Genomic DNA, 23,929 nt, shown 5'->3' with positions numbered 1-23,929 from the left:
TCCCCTGATGACGGTGACGGACGGTGGTGGTGCGGTCGTGCCGCCCGCCCCACGTCGAACATGCCGGGGGACGGCAGATCGACGATCGTACTGAGGACGTGCCAGCCGACGTCCGGCTCCTACCGGCCGGGGGAGGGGATCGGCTGGGCCGTCTGGACCGACGGCGAGGTGACCGCCGGCCAGGCTGCGGGAATGCGTTCCAGCACCCCACCGGCGAACACGTCGCGCAACCCGAGCGGCTTGAGGTGGACGTACCCGATGTGGCAGTCGCAGAGGGCGGCGTCGCACGCCCGGGGCTTCAGGGCGGCCCGCCACGACCCGTCGTAGAGGTTGCCGATCGGCGCGGGCCGGAAGTGGCAGCGGCGCACGGTGCCGTCACCCGCGACGGAGATCGCCGTCTCCCCGGCGTGGCAGGGCCGGTCGAGCGACGGATGCGGGCGGACGCTCCAGCCGAACAGCGGGTCCAGCGCCGTCCAGGCCGCCTCCTGCCCGGCGGTGTAGTGGTGCCCGTCGGCGGCGTTGACCCACAGGTAAACCGTCTCGGGCAGCGCGGCCCGCAGCGCCCGCGCCTCGGCCAGGTGCTCGGGCAGGCCGACCACCCCCACCGAGTAGCGCACGCCCAGCTCGGACAGCCGGGCACAGCGGGCGAGGAACCGGTCCCGGGTGACCTGCCCCGGGTGGTACGTCGTCCACAGTGCCGCCGTCGCAAGGTCGGCGTCGGCCAGCCAGTCCACCCGGGCGGCCAGGTTGGTCTGGATGACCACCCGGCCGACGTGCGGCAGGTGCGACAGCGTCACCATGGCGTCGCGGTACCAGCTGCGGGTCAGCCCCTCGCCCCACGGGGTGAACAGCACCGACAGCCGCCGGTCGGTGGTGGCCGTCACCCAGTCGGCGAACCGGTCCAGCGCCGCCCGGTCGGCGCGCAGCAGCTCCGGCGGGTCGACCCGCTTGGCGAACGGGCAGTACGGGCAGTCGTAGTTGCAGCTCGCCAGCGGCCCCCGGTAGAGCACCGCCAGCTCCGCCCCGACGTCGGCGGCCCCGGCCCCGGAACACGCCGGCTGCGCCGCCCGGGGCGGGACGACGTGCAGCGGCAGTTCCGTGCGGGGCGGGAGGACGTGCGGCGGCTGAGCGGTCACCGGGGCACGTACCCGGTCATCGCCTGCCGGACCCGGGCGGAGGTCAGCCACGGGCCGATCGCGTCGGAGCGGGCCAACCCGGCCGGGGTGAGCCGCAGCCCGTCGGCGTCCGCCCAGCCCCGGTCGGCCAGCCGCCCCAGCTCGGGGAAGTCCTCGCCCGGCGGCCGGCCGAACCGGGCGGCGTAGGCCGCCGCGTCGACCCCCTCGGCGCGCAGCAGCGACTTGAGCAGCCACCGGCGGCGCTGCTCGGCGCCGTCGAGGGCGAAGCCGAACTCGGCGTGGCGGAAGTCGTCGGCCGGCCGGGCCAGGTAGTCGTCCAACACCAACCGGACCTGCGACACGGAGACCGCGTAGTCGAACGAGTAGTGCAGCGCGGTGGTGTAGGAGCGCGCCCCGCAGCCGAGGCCGACCATGCCGTCGTCCTGGCAGCAGTAGTCCGGTCCGTCCGGGGCGGGCACGTCGGCGCGGCGGAACTGCCGCATCGACTCCTGCCGGTAACCGGCCGCGCCGAGGACCTGCACCGCCTGCTCGTAGAGGGCCAGCCGGTGGGCGTCCCAGTCGGCCCGGCCGTGCGCCCGCCGACCCAGCCCGGTCAACGGCCGCACGTACAGCGGGTAGAGGTACAGCTCCTCCGGCCGCCAGGCCAGCGCCGCGTCGAGGCTCTCCTGCCAGGTCGCCGCCGTCTGTCCGTCGATGCCGTAGATCAGGTCGATGTTGAGCACGGGGACCGCCGCGTCGCGGATCGCGCCGAGCGCCGTCTCCACCTCCGTGCGCCGCTGCGGCCGGCCGGCGGCCCGCGCCTCGACGTCGAGGAAGCTCTGCACGCCGATGCTCACCCGGTGCACCCCGTGCGCCGAGAGCACCGCGAGCCGGTCCGGCGTCGCGGTGGCCGGCGAGGTCTCCACCGCCAGCGGTACGCCCGGCAGCCGCGCCCCGCAGGTGCCGGTGACGATGTCGAACAGGTCGGTCAGCTCGTCGGCGGTCAGGTAGGTGGGGGTGCCCCCGCCGAACGCCACCCGGGCGTACCCGGCGTCGTCGCCGAGCGCGTCGGCGACCCGTTCCGCCTGCCGGCGCAGTTGCCGCAGGTAGGCCGTCACCTGTTCCTGCGGGGCGTTGGCCCGGGTGAACAGGTTGCAGAAGCCGCAGCGCATCTCGCAGAACGGCAGGTGCACGTAGAGGAAGAGCGCGTCGCGGGCCTCCGCCCGCCACACGTCGGCCAGCAGCGGCCGGGGCCGCAGCGCCCGGTAGGAGGTCTTGTGCGGGTACGCGTAGAGGTACTGCTGGTACGGCGAGCCGTCGAGGCCCGTGTCGGTGCTGGTCACCATTCCCCCGGTCGCAGAACGAAGTGGGCGTACGGGACGGTCCACACCACGTCGTGGCCGATCCGGTGGCCGGTGTGCCCGTCCTCGCCGTACGCGGTGCCGTGGTCGGAACAGATGATCGTGAACACCGGCCGTCCCCGCCCGGTGAGCAGGGCGAACAGCCGGTCGACCCGGGAGTCGACGTACTCCAGGGCGGCGGCGTGACTGTCCTGGCTGTCGTGCGCCGCGCCGGGCAGGTGGTGCCGGTTGGGTTGGTGCAGAGCGGCGACGTTGAGGAAGGTGAACACCGGCCGGTCGGCGGGCTGGCCGGGCAGTACCTCGGCCAGCCGGTCGAGCTGCGCGTCCAGGCAGGTCGGGGAGGTGACGCCGAACTCCGGCTCCCAGTGCGCCTCGGCGAACAGGCCGGGCAGCACCGACCCGAGCGGGCTGCGCCGGTTGAAGAAGCCCACCCCGCCCAGGCAGAGCGTGTGGTAACCCGCCCCGGCCAGCGCGGTGGGCAGGTCGGGGGCGTCGAAGACCCAGGTGTCGGCCCCGGCGGTCTCGCTGCCCGGGAACGCCGCCGCGTACAGCCGCTCGTGCCGGCCCGGCCCGACCGGGGTGGGCAGGAAACCGGCGAAGAAGGCGTGGTGTGCGGCGTAGGTGAAGCTGGCGGGGGAGTGCCGCCGTTCCCACCGCCCGCCCGGCAGCGCCCGGGTCAGCCGGGGTGTCCGACCGGCTTCGGCCAGCTCGTCGGCCACGTCGAAGCGCAGCGTGTCGAGGGTGACCAGGCAGATGTCGTGACTGCCGATTAGCGTGCGCATCCGGCCTCCTCCCGCCACCGGTCCCACCGGCCGCTGGTCAGCGCGTGCACCTGCTCGGCGTAGGTGTCCCGGCCGTCGGTCAGCACCCCGGGCAGCAGGTCGCCGAACGCGTTGACCTCGGCCACCGCGTGTCGCCGCCAGCCCACCAGGAACATCAGGTCGACCCCGACGTGCAGTGACCGGGGGAAGCATGCCGCCGCCCGCTCGCAGGTCCGCATCGCCGCCGTCCAGGACTCCGGGCCGGCCGCCGCCCGCAGCGCGGCCAGGTCGCCGCGCGCGTTGCCCAGGTGCAGGTTGGTCAGCGGTCCCCGGGCGGCCCGGACCACGGCGTGGGTGGGCCGGCCGGCGACCACCACCACCCGCAGGTCGACCACCCGGTCGGCCAGCCCGGCCTTGGGTAGCCACCGCTCCACGTGCAGGCCCTCCGGGGCGAGCCGGTCGACCAGTGCCGCGATGGTCGCCTCGTCGTCGTAGCGGCGCAGCCGCAGCGAGTTGAACAGCCCGTCCGGGGTGATCTCGATCGGGGTGACCGCCTGCACCCGGCGCGGCCCGACCGCGAGCGCGATCACGCCGGCCGCCGACGAGCCGTGTGCCGGCTTGACGAACACCCGGTGCCAGCCGGCCGCCGCCATCGCCGCCCGCAACTGCGGGTAGCCGCCGACCGGCGGGAGCGCCGCCGGTACCGGCACCCCGGCGGCCGACAGCAGCGCGTGGCAGCGGCGCTTGTCGCACAGCGCCGCCACGTCGTCGGGGTGGTTGAGCAGCGTCGCGCCCCCGGCGGCCACCCGGCCCATTCCGGCCACCAGCCCGGTGTACGTGTCGGCGAGGCCGATCAGCTCCCCGTGCCGGGCGGGGGTGGCCGCGCCGCGCAGCAGCCGGTCCACCTCCGCGTCCTCGCCGGGGGAGTCGACCCGGACCAGGGTGTCGGCGTCCGGCGGGGCCGCCCCGGTGAGCAGCCGCGCCCAGGGCAGCACCGCCGGGTCGGGCAACCCCGCCTCGCGTACGGCCCGCCGGAACAGCGCGACCCGCCGGTTGTCGGGGTTGCCCACCACGGTCAGTCGCATGTCACTCCGACACCGCCGTGTAGCGGTAGGTCTCCCCGTCGTCCTCGTCCGGATCCTGTGGTTCGGAGACGTCCACCTCGACGCCGGGCAACGCGGCGACCACCCGGTTGGCGGCCTCCTCCGACAGGTAGTGGTGGTGCAGGTCGAGCGTGGACAGGTGGGTCAGGGGCTGCCCGTCGAGCAGCGCGGCTAGCCCGTCGTCGGACAGGGTGCCCAGCGACAGGTCGAGCCGCTCCAACCGGGGCACCACGGCGGCGGTGGCGAGGGCGGCGGCCAGCTCGTCGGCGATCTCGGCGTTGCGCAGCCCGAGCCGGCGCAGCGCCGGGAAGAGCTTCCCGGCCAGCAGCGCGTCCAGGTCGGCCACGGTGGTGTTCCCGCCGTAGTCGTCGGTGCCCAGCCACAGGTCCAGGTGGTGCAGCGCGGGCAGCTCCGAGCCGAGCACCGCGGCGACGAACTCCCGGGACAGCCCGCCGCTCTGCACGGACAGCGTCCGCAGCCGCCCGTGTCGCACCGGGGAGAAGCTGAAGTCCTCGCCGCCGCGTACCCGCAGCACCTCCAGCTCCGGGTAGGCCGTCAGCAACGGGCTGACGTCGCCGACCCGCATCCAGGAGACCTCGCACTCCTCGGTGACCATGTCGCCGAGGAACAGGGCCCGCAGCCGGGGCAGCCGGGGAGCCGCCGCGCAGAGCTGGGCGATCGGGGCGTGGTGGAACGCCGCGTATCCCCAGGCCCCGACGACGAGCGCCTCGACCCGGTCACCGACCTGCTCGACGAACCGGTCGAACCGGTCCCGGAACTGCTCCGACAGGAGGTCCTGGCGGGTGTCGCCGTCGAAGTGCCAGTCGGCGATCCGCCAGCAGACCGGGCCGTCCACGACGGGTGGCGGCCCGTCGGCGGGGAACTCGACCACCGGCCGGCCGGCGAACGTCTGGGCGTGGGAACCGAACGTCATCGTCGCTCACTCCCCGACCGCGGTGAACCGGTAGACGGTGCCGTGGTACTCGTCGGGCGTCTGCGGGTCGTCCAGGTCGACCTGGACACCGGGCAGCGCGTCGGTCAGCCGCTGTGCGACCTCGGGGGAGAGGAAGTGGTGGTGCAGGTCGAGGCGGCGCAGGTGGGTCAGCGGCTGCCCGGCCAGCAGCGCCTCGGCGCCGGGGTCGGTGAGCACGCCCATCGACAGGTCGAGCACCTCCAGCCGGGACACCACCGGGGCGGTGGCCACCGCCTGCGCGACGTGGTCGGCGAACTCGGCGTTGCAGACCGCCAGGTGCCGCAGCGCGGGCAGCCGGTCGCCGGTCAGGATCGCGGCCAGGTCGTCGACGCCGGTGTCGCCGCCGTAGTCCTGCCGGCCGAGCCACAGGTCGAGCCGGCGCAGGGCGGGCAGGTCGCCGTCGCCCACCGCGCGGGTCACCGCACCGGGCAGGCCGCCGGTCTGGAAGCCCAGCTCCCGCAGCCCGGTGTGGCGCACCGGTTGCAGGGTCAGCTCGTTGGCCCCGCGTACCCACAGCGTCTCCAGCTGCGGGTAGGCGGTCAGCAGCGGGGTGAGGTCGCCGTGGGTGAGCCAGGAGATCTCGCACTGCTCGCTGACCAGGTCGGCCAGGAACACCGCGCGCAGGGCGGTCCAGTCCTTCGCGGCGTCGGCCAGCAGGTCGACCGGGAGGGCCCGCTCGTACGCCGAGCCCCACTCGCCGATCACCAGGGCGCGGACCGACTCGCCGGGCACCTCCGCCCGCAGCGCCGCGACCAGGTCGGCGAACTCCTCCGGCTCGGCCTCGAAGTCCTCGACCTCCAGCCGCCAGGCGACGGCCGACGGATCGTCGGGCAGTGTCATCCCCGGTGTGAAGGGGACCACCGGCATTCCGGCGAACGACGACAAGTGCGAACGGATCACGCCTACCTCCGGCTCGACTGGTGTGACAGCGGCGCGACCGTAACAGGCCCGACCGACAGGATGATCAGCACCGGGCGCTGGCCCGCCTCCAGGCCCGGCCGGGTCGGCGTGACCGGACGGGCCCGCGCCCACCGGGAGTGCCCGGTCGGTGACGCTTTACAGCGGAGACCGGGTGTGCGAGGCTCGTGTGAGCGCTCCCACGGCGGTCCGTGTTCGGATACCCCGGGGAGTTCGCTCGTGAGAAATCGCACCCGGCGGGCGGCGTCGATCGTCGCCACCGCCGTCACCACCACCCTCGTCGCCGGTGTCGTCACCGCCGTCTCGGCGCAGGCCGCCGCCGGCTGTCAGGTCACCTACCAGGTCGGCGCCCAGTGGACCGGTGGCTTCACCGCCGCCATCTCGATCAAGAACCTGGGTGACCCCGTCAACGGCTGGCGGCTCGGCTGGACCTTCCCCGCCGGGCAGACCATCACCAGCGCGTGGGGCTTCACCGCCAGCCCGGCCAGCGGCGCCGTCGTCGCCACCAACCTCGACTACAACGCCGCCATCGGCACCGGCGGCGTGGTGGACGTCGGGTTCAACGGCACCTGGACCGGCAGCAACCCCGACCCCGCCGGCTTCACGCTCAACGGCACGGCCTGCACCGGGACGACCACCCCCACCACCGCCGCGCCGACCACCCCGCCACCGCCGACCACCCCGCCACCCACCACCCCGCCCCCGACGACGCCGCCACCCACCACCCCGCCTCCGCCGACCACCCCACCGCCGACCAGCGGGACGCCGACGGTCGCCTCGGACGGCACCGGCAGGTACCGCACGGTGCAGGCCGCCATCGACGCGGTGCCGGCGAACAGTTCCAGCCGGACCACGATCACCATCAAGCCGGGCACCTACCGCGAGGTCGTCCGGGTGGCGTCGAACAAGACCAACGTCACCCTGCGGGGCCTCGGCTCGGCACCGTCGAACGTCGTGCTCGTCTTCAACAACTCCGCGGGCACCCGCAAGCCGGACGGCACGACCTACGGCACCTTCAACAGCGCGAGCATGTTCGTCGACGGGGCGAACTTCGTCGCCGAGAACCTGACCATCGCCAACGACTTCGTGGAGAACTCCTCGGGGGTCGACCAGCAGGCGGTGGCGCTGCACCTGAACGCCGACCGGGCGGTGCTGCGCAACGTCCGGCTCCTCGGTGACCAGGACACCTTCCTGGTCAACGACAAGACCCGGGCGTACGTGGTCGGCTCCTACGTGGAGGGCACCGTCGACTTCATCTTCGGCGGCGGCACGATCGTCATCGACGGCACCTCGATCTACGAGAAGCGGTCGACCGGTGGACCGATCACCGCCGCCCGGACGCCGGCCAGCAAGACGTACGGGATGCTGATCTACCGGTCGACGATCACCGGGGCGACGAACAACACCACCCAGCTCGGCCGCCCGTGGGGGCCGGACGCCCAGGTCCTCTACCGCGAGTCGACGCTCAGCGCGACCATGAAGACCGCCCAGCCCTGGATCGACATGTCCGGCAACGTGTGGCAGAACGCGCGGTTCCGCGAGTACCGCAACACCGGGCCCGGCGCCGGCACCAACGGCAACCGTCCCCAGCTCAGTGACGCCCAGGCGGCCACCTACACGCCGCAGCGCTACCTTGCCGGTAGCGACGGCTGGAAACCGATGTGAGCACCCCGACGCGGGGACGCTGACCGGCGGTGATCCGCCGGTCCGGCCGTCCGCGTCGGATGCCGACGTGGGCGGCCGGGCCGGTCAGGAGACCGCCCGGCCCGGCCCGTGCGGGCAACTGGCCTCGTGCTCGTCGACGAGGGCCCGGCGTAGCCGACGTCGTTCGCTGCGGCTGACCAGGTACTCGGTGACCGCGGTGGCCAGGCAGACCAGGGCCAGCCAGGCCAGCGCCCGTAGGGCGGGGATGCCGGCGGTGGCCGGCAGCAGGGCGAGCAGCGTCGCGGCGGCGACCAGCCGGGGCCAGATCAGGTTCCGGCAGGTACGGCTGAGCCGCCACTGGAACGTCGCGTGGGCGAGCAGGAAGGTGACCACGCCGCCGTACAGCGCGTAGCGGCCGGTGTGGTCCAGGGGCTGGCCGCCGGTGTAGGTGTCGGCCTCCCCGACGAGGGAGGGCATGTGCTTGAACCCCAGGGCCAGCAGCATGATGCCGGCGATCATCGGCAGGTGCAGGAAGGAGTAGCAGTCCCGGGCGAGCGCGACCCGTTCGGCCGGTGGGGCGGCGCGCAGGGCGTGCTCACCGACCAGCGTCGACAGGTCGATGTAGATCCACTCCAGGGCGCCCGCCACCACCACCGCGAGGGCGGAGGCGGTCAGCAGGCCGATCGAGTTGGTCAGCTGTGAGCCGGCGATGCCGACCGCGATCAACACCTCCCCGAGGGCGGCGATGACGATCAGGTTGTGCCGTTCGGTCCAGTGCCGGGCAGAGAAGATCATGCGTGGTGGCAGCGGCAGGGCCTGGCCGGCGACATAGTCGACGATGCCGGCCAGCACCCACAGCAGCACCTGCGCGGCGAGCATCCGGTCGGTGGGCAGCGCGGTGCGCGGCAGCAGCGCCGCGCCGGTCAGCAGCCCGGCTGCCACGACCGGGGGCACGGTGAGCGCAAGGACGTCGCGGGCCCGCAGCTGCGGCGAGGAGTACAGCCGCAGGATCAGGTAGCAGCACCGTACGGCGAGATAGCAGCCCACGAACCACAGCGGCGTGTCGATCCCGCCCGGTGAGTCCTGGAACGCCTCCCGGGTGGTGACGGCGAGCACGAACATCACCGGGGTGGTGGCCAGCAGGGTGAGCCGGGCGATGCCGTAGTTGGCGCGTACCCGGTTGCCGAGCCAGGCGAACAGCGACCAGGACCACCACAGCAGGCTCAGCACGAGCAGCCCGTGCAGCACGCCCAGGTCGTTGTCCTCGGCGATCATCAGGGTGGTGACCTGGAGGAACGCGAAGACGAACACCAGGTCGAAGAAGACCTCGGCGGTGCTGACCCGGGTGGACTCGGTGACCGGCCGCAGGCCCCGGCGTAACGATGTGGTCACCGGTGCCATGCGGTGCCGGCCCGGCCGGTGGGCGGACGGGTCACGGCACCCCCTCGTCACGGTACGGACGACGCCGGGTTCCCGGCGCGACGCAGGGCGAACCCCGGTGTGGAGCGCGGGCGACGCCGGGTGGCCGGAACACCGCACGCTGCAACTCCTTACGGATCATTGCCGGCGGATGTCGAAAAGTTTGCCGCAAGGTCTTGCAAAACCTTTCATCGATGCCGCATCGTCTTCTCCACTGGACGGCCGTCCCACCGCCAAGCGCCTCTTCGACCCCCGGAAGTAGGTCCACTCCCGATGTCCACACCCCGCGTCTCCCGGGGAGCCCGTCTGCGACGGGGTCTCCTCGCCCTCGCCGTCACCGCCACCTCCCTCGCCGGCCTGAGCGCTCTGCCGGCCACCGTTCCCGCCTCCGCCGCCGTCGCCCTCAACGACAGCGAGGTCACCGCCAACCTCTGGGAATGGAACTGGCGCTCCGTCGCCGCCGCGTGCACCGACCACCTCGGCCCGGCCGGCTACGGCGCGGTGCAGGTCGCCCCGCCGCAGGAGTCGGTCAGCCTGCCGAGCAGCGCCGACGGCGTCCACCCCTGGTACGAGGTCTACCAGCCGGTCTCCTACCGGCTGGAGAGCCGGTTCGGCACCCGGCAGCAGTTCGCCGACATGGTCACCACCTGCCACGCCGCCGGCGTGCGGGTGTACGTCGACGCGGTGGTCAACCACATGGCCGGCGCCAACAACCCCGAGTCGGTCGTCGGGTACGCCGGCACCGACTTCTCCGGCCCCGGTTACAGCTTCCCCGCCGTGCCCTACGGCACCGGCGACTTCCACCGCCCGGGGGACAACTGCCCGACCTCCGGTGCGATCAACGACTGGAACAACGAGGCCCAGGTGACCAGCTGCGAGCTGCTGTCCCTGACCGACCTCTACACCGAGAAGGACAGCGTCCGCACCAAGATCGCCGGCTTCCTCAACGACCTGGTCGGCCTCGGCGTCGACGGCTTCCGGGTGGACGCGGTCAAGCACGTCAAGAAGGACGACTTCGCCGCGATCCTCGGCAAGGTGCGCAACACCACCGCCGAGAACAAGCGACCGTACGTCGCCCAGGAGATCTTCGACGGGGCCAGCAACGACGCGCTCAAGGCGCGCGCCTTCACCGGTAACGGCGACGTGCTCGACTTCGGGTACGCCAAGGGCCTGAAGTCCGCGTTCCAGGGCTCGATCGCCAACCTGGCCAACGTCGGCGGCTGGAACCTCGACGCGCCCAGCGCCAACGTGTTCGCCATGGTCACCAACCACGACCTGGAACGCGACGGGGTGGTGCTGTCCTACCGCGACGGCAGCGACTACGTGCTGGCCAACTACTTCGCGCTGGCCTACCCGCACGGCAAGCCGTCGGTCTACGACAGCTTCACCTGGTCCAACCGCAACCAGTCGCCACCCGCCGACGGCAACGGGTACGTCACCGACACCGTCTGCGGCGGCAGTTGGAACTGCCTGACCCGGTCCACCGGGATCAAGGGCATGGTCGGTTGGGCGAACGCCGCGAAGTCGGTCAAGAGCGTCTCCGACTTCACCGTGGTCAACAGCAACGTCATCGGCTTCCACCGGGGCGACCGGGCCTGGATCGGGATCAACGACTCCGGTTCCGCCACCACCGCCACCTTCACCACCGGCCTGGCCGACGGGTCGTACTGCGACGTGATCTCCGGAGCGCGCGGCACGGCCGGCTGCACCGGCACCACGGTGACCGTCAGCGGAGGCCGGGCCACCGTGCAGATCCCCGCCAACGGCGCGGTGGCGCTGCACGTCAACGCGAAGGGCGGCCCGTCGACCACCCCCACGGCCACCCCGACGCCCACCGCCAGCGCCACGCCGACGCCGACCGCGCCGGCCGGCACGGTCGCCACCACCTTCACCGTGACCGCCACGCTGACCGGTGACCAGAGCGCCTACGTCGTCGGCAGCGTCCCGGCGCTGGGCTCGTGGGCCCCGGCCGCCGCCGTCCCGCTGACCGCGCAGGGCGGTGGGACGTACCGGGCGGTGGTCACCCTGCCGGCGTCCTCGACGGTGGAGTTCAAGTTCCTCAAGAAGACCGCGGCCGGCGTCGTGACCTGGGAGTCGGGGAGCAACCGGACGCTGACCACGCCGAGCGGCGGCACCTCCTCGGTGACCGACACCTTCCGGGGTGACCCGGCCGGCACCCAGGGGGCGTCGTTCACCGTCAACGCCACCACCACGTACGGGCAGAACGTCTACGTGGTGGGCGGCGTCGCGGCGCTGGGCTCGTGGAACCCGGCCAACGCGGTGGCGCTCTCCTCGGCCGCCTACCCGTTGTGGCGGGCCACGGTCGCCCTGCCGGCGAACACGACGTTCGAGTACAAGTACCTCAAGAAGAACCCGAACGGCACGGTGACCTGGGAGTCCGGGGGCAACCGTAGCGGCACCGTCGGGTCCACCGGCTCGTGGAGCGCCAACGACACCTGGCGGTGACGCCGGGCTGACCACGGCGGCCGATCCCCTTCCCGGGGGTCGGCCGCCGCGTCGTTGGACCTCCGGTCGGGTCGAACCCGGCAGGTTGACGGATGTCGATGCCCTCTCGTATCGTCCGGAAAGCGCATTCTTGCTCCGCGCCGCCCACCCCGCCGGAGGTACGCCCCATGCGCCCGTCCCCGCTGCACCGGCTGGCCCCGCTGGTCGCCGCCGTGCTCACCGCCACGGCCGCCCTCCTGGCCGGGCCGGCCACCACCGCCTCGGCCGCCACCATGTTCAGCGACGACTTCACCGACGGCGACACCGCCGGCTGGTCCCGGTCGGGTGGGACGTGGGGTGTCGTCACCGACGGATCCCCGGCGCTGCGGCAGTCCGACGCGGGCAGCGGGAACGCCCGGCTCTTCGCCGGCAACGCCGGCTGGACCGACTACACCGTCCAGGCCCGGGTGAAGCCGCTCAGCCTCGGCCCCGGCAGCCAGGTCGGCCTGCTGGCCCGCGCGGCCGGGTCGACGCGCTACTACCGGTTGGCGCTGCTGCCCGACGACCGGGCGCAGTTGCAGGCGGTGAACGGCGGCACGGTCACCGTGCTGGCCGGCATCTCCCACCCGGTGGCCACCGGCACCTGGCACACCCTCGCCGTCGAGGTCACCGGCAGCACCGTGCGGGGCCGCGTCGACGGGGTCTTCGTCGGCGAGGTCACCAACCCGCTGATCGGGGCCGGCCGGATCGGGGTGCAGACCACATACTCGTCGGCGTCCTTCGACGACGTCCTGGTCAGCAACGTCGACATCCCGCCGACCACACCGCCGGTCCACAACGACACCCCGCCACCGAGCATCACCCCGCCGGCCACCACACCACCGCTGACCCCGCCACCCACCGTGCCGCCGCCCGGGACCGTCGTGCTGGTGGTGGCCACCGACGGCGACGACGCCAACCCCGGCACGCTGGCCCGGCCGTTGCGCACCATCCAACGCGCGCACGACCTGGCCCAGCCCGGCACCACCATCACGGTACGCGGCGGCACCTACGCGCCCACCAGCACCATCAAGATCCTCAAGGACGGCACCGGGTACCACCCGATCACCCTCACCAGCTACCAGGGCGAGAAGGTGGTCATCGACGGCGAGAACATGCCGTACACGCCGGCCGCGGTGGGTGCCAGCATCCCCCGCGCCGACCGGGGTGTGCTGCACGTCGAGGCGGACTGGTGGCGGTTCGTCGACCTGGAGATCGTCCACGGTCCGTACGGGATCTTCGGGGTGGACACCAACTACGGCAGGTACGAGCGTCTGGTCACCCGGGACAACTACGAGTCCGGCCTGCACCTGCAGGGCGCGTCCAGCGGCAACCGGATCGTCAACCTGGACAGCTACGGCAACCGGGACCCCCGCAAGAACGGCGAGAGCGCCGACGGACTGGCCATCAAGGAGGGCTCGGGCCTCGACAACCAGGTACGCGGCGCGCGGCTGTGGCGCAACTCCGACGACGGGTTCGACGCCTGGCTGTTCCTGTCGCCCATCCTGATCGAGGACAGCGTCGCCTACGACAACGGCTACAACTACTGGGACCTGCCCGACTACGCAGGTGACGGCAACGGCTTCAAGCACGGCGGTGGCAACGATCCCCGCCCCGCCGTCGACCACGTCACCCGCAACAGCATGGCCTGGGGCAACTCGGCCGGCGGCTTCATCGACAACGGCAACCCGGGCGCGCTGGTCTTCGACCGCAACACCGCGTGGCGCAACGGCAAGGCCGGCTTCGACGTCTCCCACTCCGCCTCCCAGCTGCACCGCAACCTCGCGGTCGGCAACTCCCCGGAGGTGTCGCCCGGCTCCTCGACCGGGGCCGGCAACTCCTGGGACCTCGGCGGCACCTGGCCACTGGCCAGCACCGACCCGTCGACGGTCACCGGCCCCCGGGCCGCCGACGGATCCGTCCCGACGTCGGACTTCCTGCGCCCCGCCAACGGCGTCGACGTGGGCGCCCGGCTCTGACCGGGGGTGTCCCGGCCGGCTCGCGGGGGATGACCAGGGCGCCCCACAGCGCCGCGAGGAGCGCGAAGCCCGCCGCGACCGCGTACGCGAGCGACCCGGAGCGCTCGACCAGGACCCCGCCGAGCGCGGTGCCGACCGGGAACCCGATCAGGTTGACGCTGATGGAGACCGTCATGACCCGGCCCAGCCGGGCGGGATCGGTCCGCCGTTGCCGCAGCGACAGCACACCCACGTTGAGGGCGCCCTCCAGCAGGCCGAACAGCGCCAGCCCGACCGCCAGGGTGGCGAGCGTCGCGATGGCGCCCGACGGGTAGATCGCGACGGCGGACAGCACCGTGGTGACGATCAGCAGCAGCCGCTCGCGGCCGGCCCGCAGCAGTCGTCCGGCGGTCAGCGCACCGGCCGCACCGCACAGGCCCACCAGGCTCCAGAGCGCGCCGGCGTACTGCTCGGTGTGCCCTGCGCCGCCGACCCGCTGGGCCACCGAGACCGGCACCGCCACGACGAGGATGCCGAAGGTGACCTGGTAGCAGGAGTAGGACAGGGCGAGACCGCGCAGGGTGGCGTCGCGGACGAGATAACTGACGCCTTCCCACGCCTCGTGCAGCAGGTGCCGACGCCGCGTCCGGGGCGGTTCGGCGGCCGACCCTCGCAGCAGCAGCAGCAGGCTCAGCGCGGCCAGGACGTACATCGCGACCACCAGCACCAGCGCCGGGTCGGGGCCGATCAGCGCGATCACGGCACCGCCGACCAGCGGACCGACGACCTCGATGACCGAGTAGGTGCTGAGGTCCAGCGCGTTGGCCCGGTCGTAGGCGTCGTCGGGCACGAACCGGGGGATCAGCGTCCGGATCCCGCCCGCGCTGAGCGGGCTGGTCAACGAGAAGAGCCCCAGCAGGGTCAGCAGCACGGCGGGGGTGAGCCGGCCGCCCACGGAGGCCAGCGCGATCAGACCGATGAGGACGGCGCTGACGAGGTTGTCCAGGATGACCGCGCGGGCGGCGCCCACCCGGTCGAGCAGCGCGCCGGCCATCGGGCTGACCAGGAAGCCGGGCAGGGTCAGGAAGAACCCGCCCAGCCCGGCCAGGACCGGGGAACGGAACCGCGCGAGGACGTAGAGCACGACGACGAACAACAGCATCTCGGACGCCAGGCGGGACAACGAGGCCGACAGCAGTAGCTGGGGCACGTTGCGGGTGGTGAGGACCTGCCGGTAGGTCATCGGCGGCGCGGGTACGGGGTCGGCTGTCATTCCCGGAATGCTCCCGCCGGGCGGGGCCCCGCTGCGGGCGGGGCCCCGACCCGTCGGGCTCAGCGTCCCTGGAGCGTGCGGACGTTGTCGCCGAAGGTCCAGCCCTTGGAGCCGTCCCAGTTCACCGACCAGGTCATCAGCCCCTTGAGGCCGCCCCGGTAGGTGTTCCACGCCTGCGCCACCGAGGCCGGCGCGAGGTAGCCGCCGCCGGCACCGGGCTGCGCGGGCAGGCCGGGCACCTGCCTGTCGTACGGGACCCGGATGGTGGTGCCCTGGACGACCAGGCCGGCGTTGAGGCAGTCGGTCTGGGCGGTGAAGCCCGCCACCGTCCCGGCCGGGTACGAGTCACCGGCGCAGCCGTACATGCTGCCGTTGTAGTACTGCATGTTCAGCCACCAGAGCCGCCCGTTGTCGACGTACCGCTTGATCACCGGCAGGTACGCGCCCCAGATCGAGCCGTAGGTGACGCTGCCGCCGGTGACGTAGGCGGTCTCCGGGGCCATGGTCAGGCCGAAGCCGGCCGGCATCTGGGCCAGCACCCCGTCGATGATGCGGATCAGGTTCGCCTGCGAGGGGGACGGCCGGGTGATGTCGCCGCTGCCGGTCAGCCCGGTCTCGATGTCGATGTCGATGCCGTCGAAGTGGTACCGCTTGAGGATCGGCACGACGGTGGCGACGAACCGGTCCGCGACGGCCGCCGAGCCGAGGTCGATGCCGGCGGTGGCCCCGCCGATCGACAGCAGCAGGGTCAGCCCGGCGGCCTTGGCCTGGCACATCTCGGTCGGGGTGGGCACCCGGACGGTGGCGTCCATCCCGTCCTCCCAGAGCACCGTGCCGTCGGCGCGGATCACCGGGAAGGCGGCGGTGACCACGTTGTAGCCGTGCCCGGTGATCCGGGGGTCGGTGATCGGTATCCAGCCCAGCGGCGGGTGGACGCCGTTGGCCGCGCCGTCCCAGTTCTCCCAGTAGCCCTGGAGCACCTTGCCGGCCGGCCGGGACTTCAGCGCGCAGCCCGTGCCGTCGGGCGGCGGCGTGGTCGTGCCGGGGGTGGGTGTCGGGGTCGGGGGCCGGGTGGGGGTCGGCGACGGTGGCCGGGTGGGCGTGGCGGTGGGCGTCGGCGTCGGGGTGGGGGAGGGGGTGCCGGTGCAGACGCCGAGGTCGCGCCAGAGCGCCGGCACGGCGGCCGGGTTCCAGCCGGCGCCGGCCGGCGGGGTGTGGGTCACCAGCGACTCGTAGAGGTGGCCGAGGTAGCTGACCCGGGTGCCCGCCGGGTAGCTGACGCCCTCGGCCCAGGCCGGTGCGGAGCAGGCCGCGAGGGTGCCGGCGGTGACGGTGGCCGGCGCGGCGACGCCGTTCGCGGCGGGCAGCGCGGCGGCGAGCAGCACCGCGCCGGCCAGTACGGCCGTCGTCCCTGGTCGAAGTCGCATGACATACCTCCTCGTCGATGGCGGGGAGGCTAGCAGTTAAGTTTGTTAAATGTAAATGCCCGGCTGTCGTCGGGTCCGCTCCGCCGCCGGCCACGGGCGGATCGTGGCCGGCGGCGGCACGGGTGCTCAGGGGATCGGATTCCAGCCGTCGACGCCGGCCAGGTAGCGCTGCGGGGTGAAGTCCGGGGCCTGCGCGTCGGTCAGCTGTGGCCGGTCGGCGGTGACCGTCGACCCGGGACCGCTGTTGCGGTATTCGGCGAACCGGGCGTCGCGCCACGAGAAGCCGGACATGTCGGTCCAGGGGGAGTCCTTCACGTGCGCGCCGAGCACGCTGTCGCGGAACACCACCTGACCGATCGCGTTGACGTCCCCGCTTGGGTGCCACGGCCGACCGAGGTGCACGCTCTGCGCCGCCGCCGCGTCGGTGGTCAGGGCACAGCCGGTGAACAGCAGGCCGTACGGGTTGCCGATCATCGTGGAGGCGGCGGTGACGTAGCCGTTGTTGCTGGTCGAGCCCCGGTCCAGCGAACGGATCTCGCAGCCGTCGAAGACCCCGGTGCCCCGGCCGAAGATGAAGTCGACGTCGCCCTCGACGTAGCAGTCCCGGAAGTACGCCCGGCCGACAGCGTCGGCGGAGGCGCTGTTGTGGTAGAGCGTGTCCTGGTTGCCCAGGAACCGTACGTCGTCGAAGACCAGCCGGTCGGCCCGGGTCAGCACGGCCACCGCCTGCTCGGCGCTGTAGTCGTGCGCCGCCTCGTCGAAGTCGTTGGCGAAGGTCAGGTGCCGGGCGGTGAAGTCGTTACCGTCGATGGTCACCGAGGCGCTGCCCGACGTGCCGTACGTGCCACCGCCCGGCTTCGGGGTGCCCGAGGCGTTGTCGTAGACGATCACCACGTCCCGGGGGTCCCCGGTCGACCCGACGAACGACACGTACGGCTTACCGGCCGGCACCGCCACCGTCTCCCGGTAGGTGCCCGGCCTGATGGTGATCGTGTACCGGCTCGCGTTGCCCACCGGCACGGCGTCCACGGCCGCCTGCACGCTGGTGAAGTCCCCGCTGCCGTCGGGGGCGACCACCGAGGACCGCTGCGCCGGCCCGGTGGGCGTGGGCGTCGGGCCGGTGGGCGGCGGGGTGTCCGACGGGGTGGCGGTGGGGGTCGGCGTCGCGCCGGTCGGGGTGGCGGTGGGGCTCGGCGGTGCGCTGGTCGGCGCGGGTTCACCCCGGGTCACCAGCACGTCGTCGAAGCGGGCGGTGGCGTTGCCGGTCTGCACCCCGATCCGGCCGGTCGCGGTCAGCGTCGCGGTGCCCGCCCCGACGGGGACGCCGTCCACCCAGCCGCGTACCACCGTCCCGGCGACCTCGATCCGCAGCGTGTGCCAGTCGCCGACCGTCACCGGGTGGGACACCGTGCCCAACGGGGTGACCCGGCCACTGCGTACCGCCTCCAGCCGGACCTGGTCGCCGGCGTGCAGGGCGAGCCGGTAGTAGCTGGTCGCGCCGCTGGCGCGGGCCAGCAGCGCGACCATGCCGTTGCCGGGCAGCGTCAGCGGCTTCACCCGGGCCTGGACGGCCTGGTCGGCCCAGGAGGCGCTGCCGGCGAACAGCCGGGCGTCGCCGGTGTCGGCCCTGGCCTGCTGCAACGCCGGGCTGTCGTCGGCGGCCACCGACCAGGAACCACCGGACCTCGACCAGCCGGCGAGGTCGCCGTCGGCGAAGTCGTCGCTGAACAGGGTGGCGGCGTGGGCGACCTGTGCGCCGCCGAGCTGGGTGAGGGTGAGCAGCGCGGTGGTGAGTGCCGCGACGGCGAGGGCGGGCAGGCGGCGGCTTCTGCGCATGGCGGATGAACCTCCGGGGACGGGGTGGAGGTGGGCAACGGTGCGTGAAAGCGCTTTCCTGGGCGCACCGTAACCCCGCCCGTGCACGACTGTCAATCGATGCCGTCGCCGGGAACGGACGCACCCCGCCCGCGACGGTCGGCTACTGCCCGTGACGCCACCGTCGGTCCGGCAGCGCCCGGGTCGTCTCCTCGGCCGGTATCCGTTCGGCCTCGGCCTGCGCGAGGAGTCGCTGCTTCGCCGCCTCGTGTTCCGCGGCCTGGATCTGCTCGCCCCGACTCGGTGCCGGCTCGCCCTGCACACTGTCCACCCGGTCCTCCTTAGACGGGGCGCGACGATGCTCGGGCAGCAAGACCGGCGCGCCGGACGCGGGTGCGGCTCCTGGCCGGAAGGACGGTTGTCCTACGAGCCACACCCGATCAGCATTCAGTGATCGGACAGTTGCGGTCGAGAGCTGGGAAGTTCGCCGGCTACGTGCTGCTCAACGACGCTGGTCGTCCCGGTGACATGTCCGTGCTCGTAGCCGCTGAACGCTCCGCCCGCGTCCCCGGGGTCCGCGAGGCGCGGCAGGTACGCCTGGCCGGCCGCCGCTACGATGCGGGGATGGGCAGGTTCCTTGCGCTCTTCAACGGCGCGGCCGACGAGGCCGGCAAGGCCGCACTCAGCGAACAGCAGCAGACCGAGTTCCTCCACGCCTGGGCATCGTGGGCGCAGGCCAACGAGAGGGCTCTCGTCGACCCGGGCGCTCCGTTGTTCGCGAAGAAGCTGGTCACGGCGCAGGGGGTCGAGGACTTCACCGACGGTATGACGGGTTACACCATCGTGGAGGCGGACTCTCACGACGAGGCGGTCCGGATCTTCTCCGGCCATCCACACCTGGGACTGTTCACCGGAAACTCGATCGCCGTTCTCGAGTGCCCGCCGCCGCCCGGCTGACACCCCGCCCGCAGGGTGATCTCGCCGGGCACGCCCTTCGCCGACCGGGACCGTCGGCGGCACACCGGCTCAGTCCTCGGTCTGCGGGCCGAGCAGGCGGATCTCCTCGATGTCCAGCGCCGCCTGCACCTCGCGCAGCACGCTGTCGTCGATCTCGTTGTTGTCGCGCAGCCGGGTCACCTCGCGGCGCTTGTGCTCCAGCACCCCCAGCCGCAGCCGCGTGTCCGACTCCTGGGCCCGGTCGGCCTCCGGCCCCCCACCGGACTCCGTCACCAGGTCCAGGTAACGCTGGTAGTCGGCACGCAACCGGTCCACCGCCGTGCCGTCGACCTCGAGGTCGGAGGCGACGCCCGGCAGCGCCGCCAACGCCACCTCGGTGGCCCGGCGGCGGGCGTGCCGGACCTCGTCCCCGCGTGCCTCGTCCCCACGCAGACCGGCCCAGCGGGCCACCGCCGGCAGGGTGGTGCCCTGCACCAGCATGATCGACACGATCGCCACGGCGGTGCAGAAGATGATGAGATCCCGTTCCGGCACCGGCGTGTGCGTCGTGACCGTGGTGACCGGCACCGCGAGGGCGGCGGCCAGCGACACCGCCCCCCGGAACCCCGCCCAGCCGGCCGCCACCCGGACCCGCCGGCTCACCGTGGCGCCCCGGCCCACCACCGGCAGGCCGTAGGAGAACAGCTGCAACCACACCAGCCGGACCACCACCACCATCAGGGTGACCGAGGCGGCGATCGCCACCGACCGCACCAGCGAGGTGCTGGTCACGTGGTTCACCGCCCGGGGGATCTGCATCCCCAGCAGCACGAACAGCGCCCCGTTGATCAGGAAGGTGGACAGGTCCCAGAAGGCGTACGCCAACACCCGGGACCGGGCCCGGATGATCCTCGGGCTGGCGTACGACAGCAGCAGCCCGGCGACCACGACGGCGAGCACCCCGCTGGCGTGCACCACCTCGGCGAGCAGGAACGCGGCGAACGGGGTGAGTACGCTCAGCGCGCCCTCGCGCAGCGGGTCGTCCAACCGGCGGCGGATCAGCACCACGACCAGGCCGACGACCAGACCGGCGGCCACACCTCCGGCGGCCGAGCCGAAGAACCGCCCCAGGAAACCGAACACCCCCGGCGCGGTGCCACCGACGATCAACCCGACCGTCACCGAGAACAGCACCAGCGCGGTGCCGTCGTTGACGAGGCTCTCCGCCCGCAGCGTGGTCAGGATGCGGCGGGGCATCCGTTTCGCCAGGCCGGCCACCGCCGCCGCGTCGGTCGGGGCGAGCACCGCGCCCAGCACCCAGGCCGCCTGCGGGCTCATCCCCAGCCCCTTGGCGACCAGCGCCACCGCCACCATGGTCACCACCACCAGCGCCACCGCCAGCGAGGCGATCACCAGCAGGTTCGACCGGATCTCCCGCAGGCTGATCACCAGGCTCTCCCGGTAGAGCACGGCCGGCAGGAAGAGCAGCAGCACCACCTCGGGTTCGAGCACCACGTCCGACAGCGGCGGCAGCAGCGCCAGCAGGCCACCCATGGTGATCAGCAGCACCGGCGGGGCGACCCGGTACCGGCCGCCGATGGTGGTGCCGACCAGCACGGTGGCGGCCAGCACCACGATCAGGACCAGGACGTCCACGCCACCCCCCGCCTCCACCCGACATGCTGGTACGAAGTCGGCGGCGGGGCGGGGAGAATCCGGGAACTGCCCGGGTCCGGCTCAGGTGACCCGGGACGGCTGCGCCGGCACCCCGGTCCAGGCCCGCCGTTCGGCGATGTCCCGCAGCCGGTCCATCGCGTCCCACACGTCGACGTGACGGGTGTAGAGCGCCGCCGGGCCGAGCCGCAGCCGGTCCGGCACCCGGTAGTCGCCGACGACCCCGGCGTCGACCAGGGCGCGGGAGATCCGCAACGCCTCCGGGTGGTGCAGCGACACGTGCCCGCCGCGCCGGTCGGGGTCGCGGGGCGAGGCGAGCCGGAAGCCGTGCGGGACGAGCCAGGCGTCGGCCAGTTCGATGATCAGCTCGCCGAGCCGCAGCGACTTCTGCCGCACCTGGTCCATCCCGGCGTCGGCCAGCACGTCCAGGGCCGGGTCGAGAGCGGCCATCCCGAGTACCGGCGGGGTGCCCACCAGGAACCGCTCCGGGCCGGGCGCGGGATCGTAGCCGGCACCCATCCGGAACTGGTCACGCTGGCCGAACCAGCCCCAGATCGGCTGCCGCAGTGACTCCTGCAGCTCCCGCCGCACATAGAGGAAGGCCGGCGCTCCGGGGCCGCCGTTGAGGTACTTGTAGGTGCAACCGACCGCGAGGTCGGCCCCGGCGGCGGTCAGGTCCAGCGGCACCGAGCCGACCGCGTGCGACAGGTCCCACAGCACCAGCGCGCCGACCCGGCGGGCCGCCTCGGTCACCGCCGCGACGTCCAGCAGGGCCCCGCAGCGGTACGACACCGCCGACAGCACCACCAGCGCCACGTCCTCGGTCAGCGCCGCCGCCAGGGTGTCCGGGTCCAGCCCCTCGTCGAGGTCGGAGGGGAGCAGCCGCAGGGTGTGCCCGCGCTGGGCGGCCAGCCCCTCCAACAGGTACCGGTCGGTGGGGAACTCCTCGGCGTCGGCCAGGATCGTCCGTCGGCCGGGCCGGGCGTCGAGGGCGGCGGCGGCCAGCTTGTAGAGGTTGACCGAGGTGGAGTCGGAGACGATCACCTCGCCGTCGCGGGCGCCCAGCGCGTGGGCGGCGATCCGGTCCCCGATGCGGCGCGGCCACTCGATCCAGGTCGGCCAGCTCCGGACCAGTTCGGTGCCCCACCCGCCACGGACCAGGCCGGTCAGGTGGTCGCCGGTGGCGGCCGGCAGCCGGCCCAGCGAGTTGCCGTCGAGGTAGAGCAGGTCGTCGACCACGAACCGGTCCCGCAGGCCGGCGAGCGGATCGGCGGCGTCCCGCTCCTGCGCGACGTGCCGGGATGTCGGTGTGGTCATGGTGTCCTCCCTCCGCCCGGGGACACCCGGGCCGATGCAGGCTAGCCGATCGGCCCGGCGAACCGTAAGGGACGGTGACCCGGCCACCCCGTACCCCCGCCGGTCAGCGGACCGGGACGGTCGCGGTGACGGTGGCCTGGTCGATGTCGCTGGTGCGTACGGTGAACCGGATCGTCCAGTCCCCGCGCGCCGGCAGGCTGATCTCGGCGCTGCCGTGGTGCGGTTCCGGGGTGTCCACCGGCACGGTCATCGGTTCGATCCCGGCCGCCGGCAGGGCGAGGCTGACCGTCCACTGGGCCACCGGCAACGGCTGCCCCTGCGGGGTGTAGACGTACGCGTGCAGCGAGTTCGGCACCCCCACCCGGACCGGGTAGATGTCGAACTGGAGGGTGTAGGTGCCGCTGGTGAGGGTCTGCGCGACGCCCTCGCGGGTGGCGCGGGCGGCCTGCGTGTCGGCGGTCCGGCCGGGCGGGGTCTGCACCAGCACGGCGGTCAGCGCCAGCACCACCGCCGTGGCGGCGAGTTCCACCCCGGCGGCCCACGCGACCCGGCCCGGCCGGTCGGCGGCCCGGCCGGCGCGCACCGCCCGCCGCTGCCAGGCCGCGACGCCGAGCACGGCGGCGAGCAGCGCCGCCTTGGCGCAGAGCAGTCGACCATACGCGGTGCCGACCAGCGCGCCGGGCCGGCCGAGTTCGATCGCGGCCTGCCCGACGCCGGAGGCGACCAGCCACCCCACCGCGACGGTCGCCCACCGCGACCAGGCCGGCAGGATCCGGCCCAGGACCCGCCGGTGGGTGCCGGGCAGCAGGAACACCGCCAGGGTGAACAGCCCGCCCAGCCACACGCTCATCCCGGCCAGGTGCACCACGTCGGCGAGGATGCTCACCGGCGGCAGGGGCGAGGCCACCGGGTGCCCGGCCAGCGGCCAGGTCACCAGCCCGGCCAGGCCCACCAGCGCCAGCGCCACCCGCCGGCCGCGCCCGGCCCGCCCTGCGGCCACCGCCGCCAGCAGCCCGGCGGCGATCGCGGCCAGCGCCAGCCGGGCCCCCAGCAACGGCCCGATGTCGCTGTCGGCCACCGCCGTCAGGTCACCACGCGACAGGTCGCCGACCGGCACCCCGACCATGTCCGCGGCCTGCGCCACCCACGTCCCGGCGGTGCCCACGACCACCAGGGCGAGACCGACGTACCCGGTGGCGGTCACCGCGCGACGGCGGCGACGGCGCGGCCAGCGCACCGCGCCGAACAGGGTGGGGCCGATCGCCAGGACCAGGCCCAGGTAGCCGATGTACCGGGCGGCGGGGGTCCACCCGCCCGAGGGGCGCTCGTCGACGCTCACCGGCTCCTGGGGCGTCGCCGACGGCGCACCGGCCGAGTAGGCGAAGCTGCCGGCGACCGGGTGGCTGTCGGCCGAGATGACCCGGTAGCTGACCAGGTAGGTGCCGAGCGGCCGGTCCGGCACCCGGACCGGGATGCGCAGGGTGGCCCCGTCCGCGACCGGCTCCCCGGCGGTGACCCGCCGCCCGTCCGGGCCGAGCACCTGCACCCGGCCGATGACCGGGGAGACCGACTCGCTGAAGACCAGCACCACCTCCCCGGGCGGGGAGCCGATCACGGCGTCGCGGACCGGGCTGGTGGCGACCAGCGCGGCGTGGGCGGCGGCCGGGGTCGCCGGGGTCAGCGGTACGGACAGCAGCGCGAGGAGTAACCCCAGCAGCACGGCGGAACGGGTGGTACGCACGCACAGTGGT

The 23,929-nt window shown here is 73.5% G+C and carries 18 protein-coding genes; 4 read left to right on the top strand and 14 right to left on the bottom strand.

Annotated elements, in window-relative coordinates:
- Positions 1-119 precede the first annotated feature (119 nt).
- From ACN265_RS14505 to ACN265_RS14480, 6 genes are read right to left on the bottom strand one after another with little or no spacing between them, the layout of a single operon-like run.
- Entirely contained in the window at positions 120-1,136 is a 1,017-nt protein-coding gene (locus tag ACN265_RS14505; RefSeq protein WP_421408053.1) for an STM4011 family radical SAM protein, read from the bottom strand.
- Positions 1,133-2,458, bottom strand: coding sequence for an STM4012 family radical SAM protein (locus ACN265_RS14500; protein ID WP_307826108.1), 1,326 nt, complete (start codon positions 2,456-2,458; stop codon positions 1,133-1,135). Before ACN265_RS14500 ends, ACN265_RS14505 begins: the two co-directional genes overlap by 4 nt.
- Positions 2,455-3,258 (bottom strand): STM4013/SEN3800 family hydrolase, encoded by an 804-nt coding sequence (locus tag ACN265_RS14495; protein ID WP_421408050.1) that lies wholly within the window; start codon positions 3,256-3,258, stop codon positions 2,455-2,457. The genes ACN265_RS14500 and ACN265_RS14495 overlap by 4 nt, the downstream gene beginning before the upstream one ends.
- Positions 3,246-4,322, bottom strand: coding sequence for an STM4014 family protein (locus ACN265_RS14490; protein WP_421408048.1), 1,077 nt, complete (start codon positions 4,320-4,322; stop codon positions 3,246-3,248). Before ACN265_RS14490 ends, ACN265_RS14495 begins: the two co-directional genes overlap by 13 nt.
- 1 nt (position 4,323) lies before the next feature.
- Positions 4,324-5,274 (bottom strand): STM4015 family protein, encoded by a 951-nt coding sequence (locus tag ACN265_RS14485; RefSeq protein ID WP_420116215.1) that lies wholly within the window; start codon positions 5,272-5,274, stop codon positions 4,324-4,326.
- 6 nt (positions 5,275-5,280) lie between these two features.
- Positions 5,281-6,213, bottom strand: a complete 933-nt coding sequence (locus tag ACN265_RS14480; protein ID WP_421408046.1) for an STM4015 family protein — start codon at positions 6,211-6,213, stop codon at positions 5,281-5,283.
- Between the two features lie 237 nt (positions 6,214-6,450).
- Here ACN265_RS14480 and ACN265_RS14475 point away from each other — a divergent pair, with 237 nt between their 5' ends.
- Positions 6,451-7,896, top strand: a complete 1,446-nt coding sequence (locus ACN265_RS14475; protein ID WP_421408044.1) for a pectinesterase family protein — start codon at positions 6,451-6,453, stop codon at positions 7,894-7,896.
- An 84-nt stretch (positions 7,897-7,980) separates the two neighbouring features.
- Here ACN265_RS14475 and ACN265_RS14470 read toward each other — a convergent pair whose 3' ends face one another.
- Positions 7,981-9,267 (bottom strand): low temperature requirement protein A, encoded by a 1,287-nt coding sequence (locus ACN265_RS14470; protein ID WP_421408043.1) that lies wholly within the window; start codon positions 9,265-9,267, stop codon positions 7,981-7,983.
- A gap of 300 nt (positions 9,268-9,567) precedes the next feature.
- Between ACN265_RS14470 and ACN265_RS14465 the strand changes: the two genes are divergently transcribed.
- Together ACN265_RS14465 and ACN265_RS14460 are read left to right on the top strand one after the other, a co-directional pair.
- Entirely contained in the window at positions 9,568-11,760 is a 2,193-nt protein-coding gene (locus ACN265_RS14465) for a carbohydrate-binding module family 20 domain-containing protein (RefSeq protein ID WP_421408041.1), read from the top strand.
- Between the two features lie 167 nt (positions 11,761-11,927).
- Positions 11,928-13,757, top strand: coding sequence for a right-handed parallel beta-helix repeat-containing protein (locus ACN265_RS14460; protein WP_421408039.1), 1,830 nt, complete (start codon positions 11,928-11,930; stop codon positions 13,755-13,757).
- On the opposite strand, the gene ACN265_RS14455 is transcribed toward ACN265_RS14460, so the two are convergent.
- The 4 genes from ACN265_RS14455 to ACN265_RS14440 form a co-directional block, all read right to left on the bottom strand.
- A complete protein-coding gene (locus ACN265_RS14455; protein WP_421408037.1) occupies positions 13,669-15,009 on the bottom strand; it encodes an MFS transporter in 1,341 nt (446 codons plus the stop codon). The two genes, ACN265_RS14460 and ACN265_RS14455, sit on opposite strands and share 89 nt — an antisense overlap.
- 59 nt (positions 15,010-15,068) lie before the next feature.
- Positions 15,069-16,436, bottom strand: a complete 1,368-nt coding sequence (locus ACN265_RS14450) for a carbohydrate-binding protein (RefSeq protein WP_421408034.1) — start codon at positions 16,434-16,436, stop codon at positions 15,069-15,071.
- A gap of 126 nt (positions 16,437-16,562) precedes the next feature.
- Complete coding sequence (locus tag ACN265_RS14445) at positions 16,563-18,272, bottom strand: pectinesterase family protein (protein ID WP_421408032.1); 1,710 nt, start codon at positions 18,270-18,272, stop codon at positions 16,563-16,565.
- Between the two features lie 142 nt (positions 18,273-18,414).
- Entirely contained in the window at positions 18,415-18,582 is a 168-nt protein-coding gene (locus ACN265_RS14440; protein ID WP_204924666.1) for a hypothetical protein, read from the bottom strand.
- Positions 18,583-18,701: 119 nt separating this feature from the next.
- Here ACN265_RS14440 and ACN265_RS14435 point away from each other — a divergent pair, with 119 nt between their 5' ends.
- Entirely contained in the window at positions 18,702-19,208 is a 507-nt protein-coding gene (locus ACN265_RS14435) for a hypothetical protein (RefSeq protein WP_421408030.1), read from the top strand.
- A 69-nt stretch (positions 19,209-19,277) separates the two neighbouring features.
- On the opposite strand, the gene ACN265_RS14430 is transcribed toward ACN265_RS14435, so the two are convergent.
- The 3 genes from ACN265_RS14430 to ACN265_RS14420 form a co-directional block, all read right to left on the bottom strand.
- Positions 19,278-20,843: a Na+/H+ antiporter gene (locus tag ACN265_RS14430; protein ID WP_421408029.1), complete on the bottom strand. Its 1,566-nt coding sequence runs from the start codon at positions 20,841-20,843 to the stop codon at positions 19,278-19,280.
- An 81-nt stretch (positions 20,844-20,924) separates the two neighbouring features.
- Positions 20,925-22,178: a kynureninase gene (gene kynU / locus ACN265_RS14425; RefSeq protein ID WP_421408028.1), complete on the bottom strand. Its 1,254-nt coding sequence runs from the start codon at positions 22,176-22,178 to the stop codon at positions 20,925-20,927.
- Between the two features lie 103 nt (positions 22,179-22,281).
- Complete coding sequence (locus ACN265_RS14420) at positions 22,282-23,919, bottom strand: copper resistance protein CopC (protein WP_421408026.1); 1,638 nt, start codon at positions 23,917-23,919, stop codon at positions 22,282-22,284.
- Between the last annotated feature and the right edge of the window lie 10 nt (positions 23,920-23,929).

Source organism: Micromonospora sp. WMMD730 (assembly GCF_049178955.1).
Lineage (GTDB): Bacteria > Actinomycetota > Actinomycetes > Mycobacteriales > Micromonosporaceae > Micromonospora > Micromonospora wenchangensis.
The sequence above is the reverse complement of the archived record's forward strand: the minus strand, read 5'-3'. Positions and strand labels throughout refer to the sequence as shown.

Bases quoted from the DNA above. Each gene is read 5' to 3' on its own strand.
- ACN265_RS14445 (WP_421408032.1), bottom strand. From the start codon at position 18,272: ATGCGCAGAAGCCGCCGCCTGCCCGCCCTCGCCGTCGCGGCACTCACC.
- kynU (WP_421408028.1), bottom strand. From the start codon at position 22,178: ATGACCACACCGACATCCCGGCACGTCGCGCAGGAGCGGGACGCCGCC.
- ACN265_RS14450 (WP_421408034.1), bottom strand. From the start codon at position 16,436: ATGCGACTTCGACCAGGGACGACGGCCGTACTGGCCGGCGCGGTGCTG.
- ACN265_RS14495 (WP_421408050.1), bottom strand. From the start codon at position 3,258: ATGCGCACGCTAATCGGCAGTCACGACATCTGCCTGGTCACCCTCGAC.
- ACN265_RS14490 (WP_421408048.1), bottom strand. From the start codon at position 4,322: ATGCGACTGACCGTGGTGGGCAACCCCGACAACCGGCGGGTCGCGCTG.
- ACN265_RS14455 (WP_421408037.1), bottom strand. From the start codon at position 15,009: ATGACAGCCGACCCCGTACCCGCGCCGCCGATGACCTACCGGCAGGTC.
- ACN265_RS14465 (WP_421408041.1), top strand. From the start codon at position 9,568: ATGTCCACACCCCGCGTCTCCCGGGGAGCCCGTCTGCGACGGGGTCTC.
- ACN265_RS14460 (WP_421408039.1), top strand. From the start codon at position 11,928: ATGCGCCCGTCCCCGCTGCACCGGCTGGCCCCGCTGGTCGCCGCCGTG.
- ACN265_RS14485 (WP_420116215.1), bottom strand. From the start codon at position 5,274: ATGACGTTCGGTTCCCACGCCCAGACGTTCGCCGGCCGGCCGGTGGTC.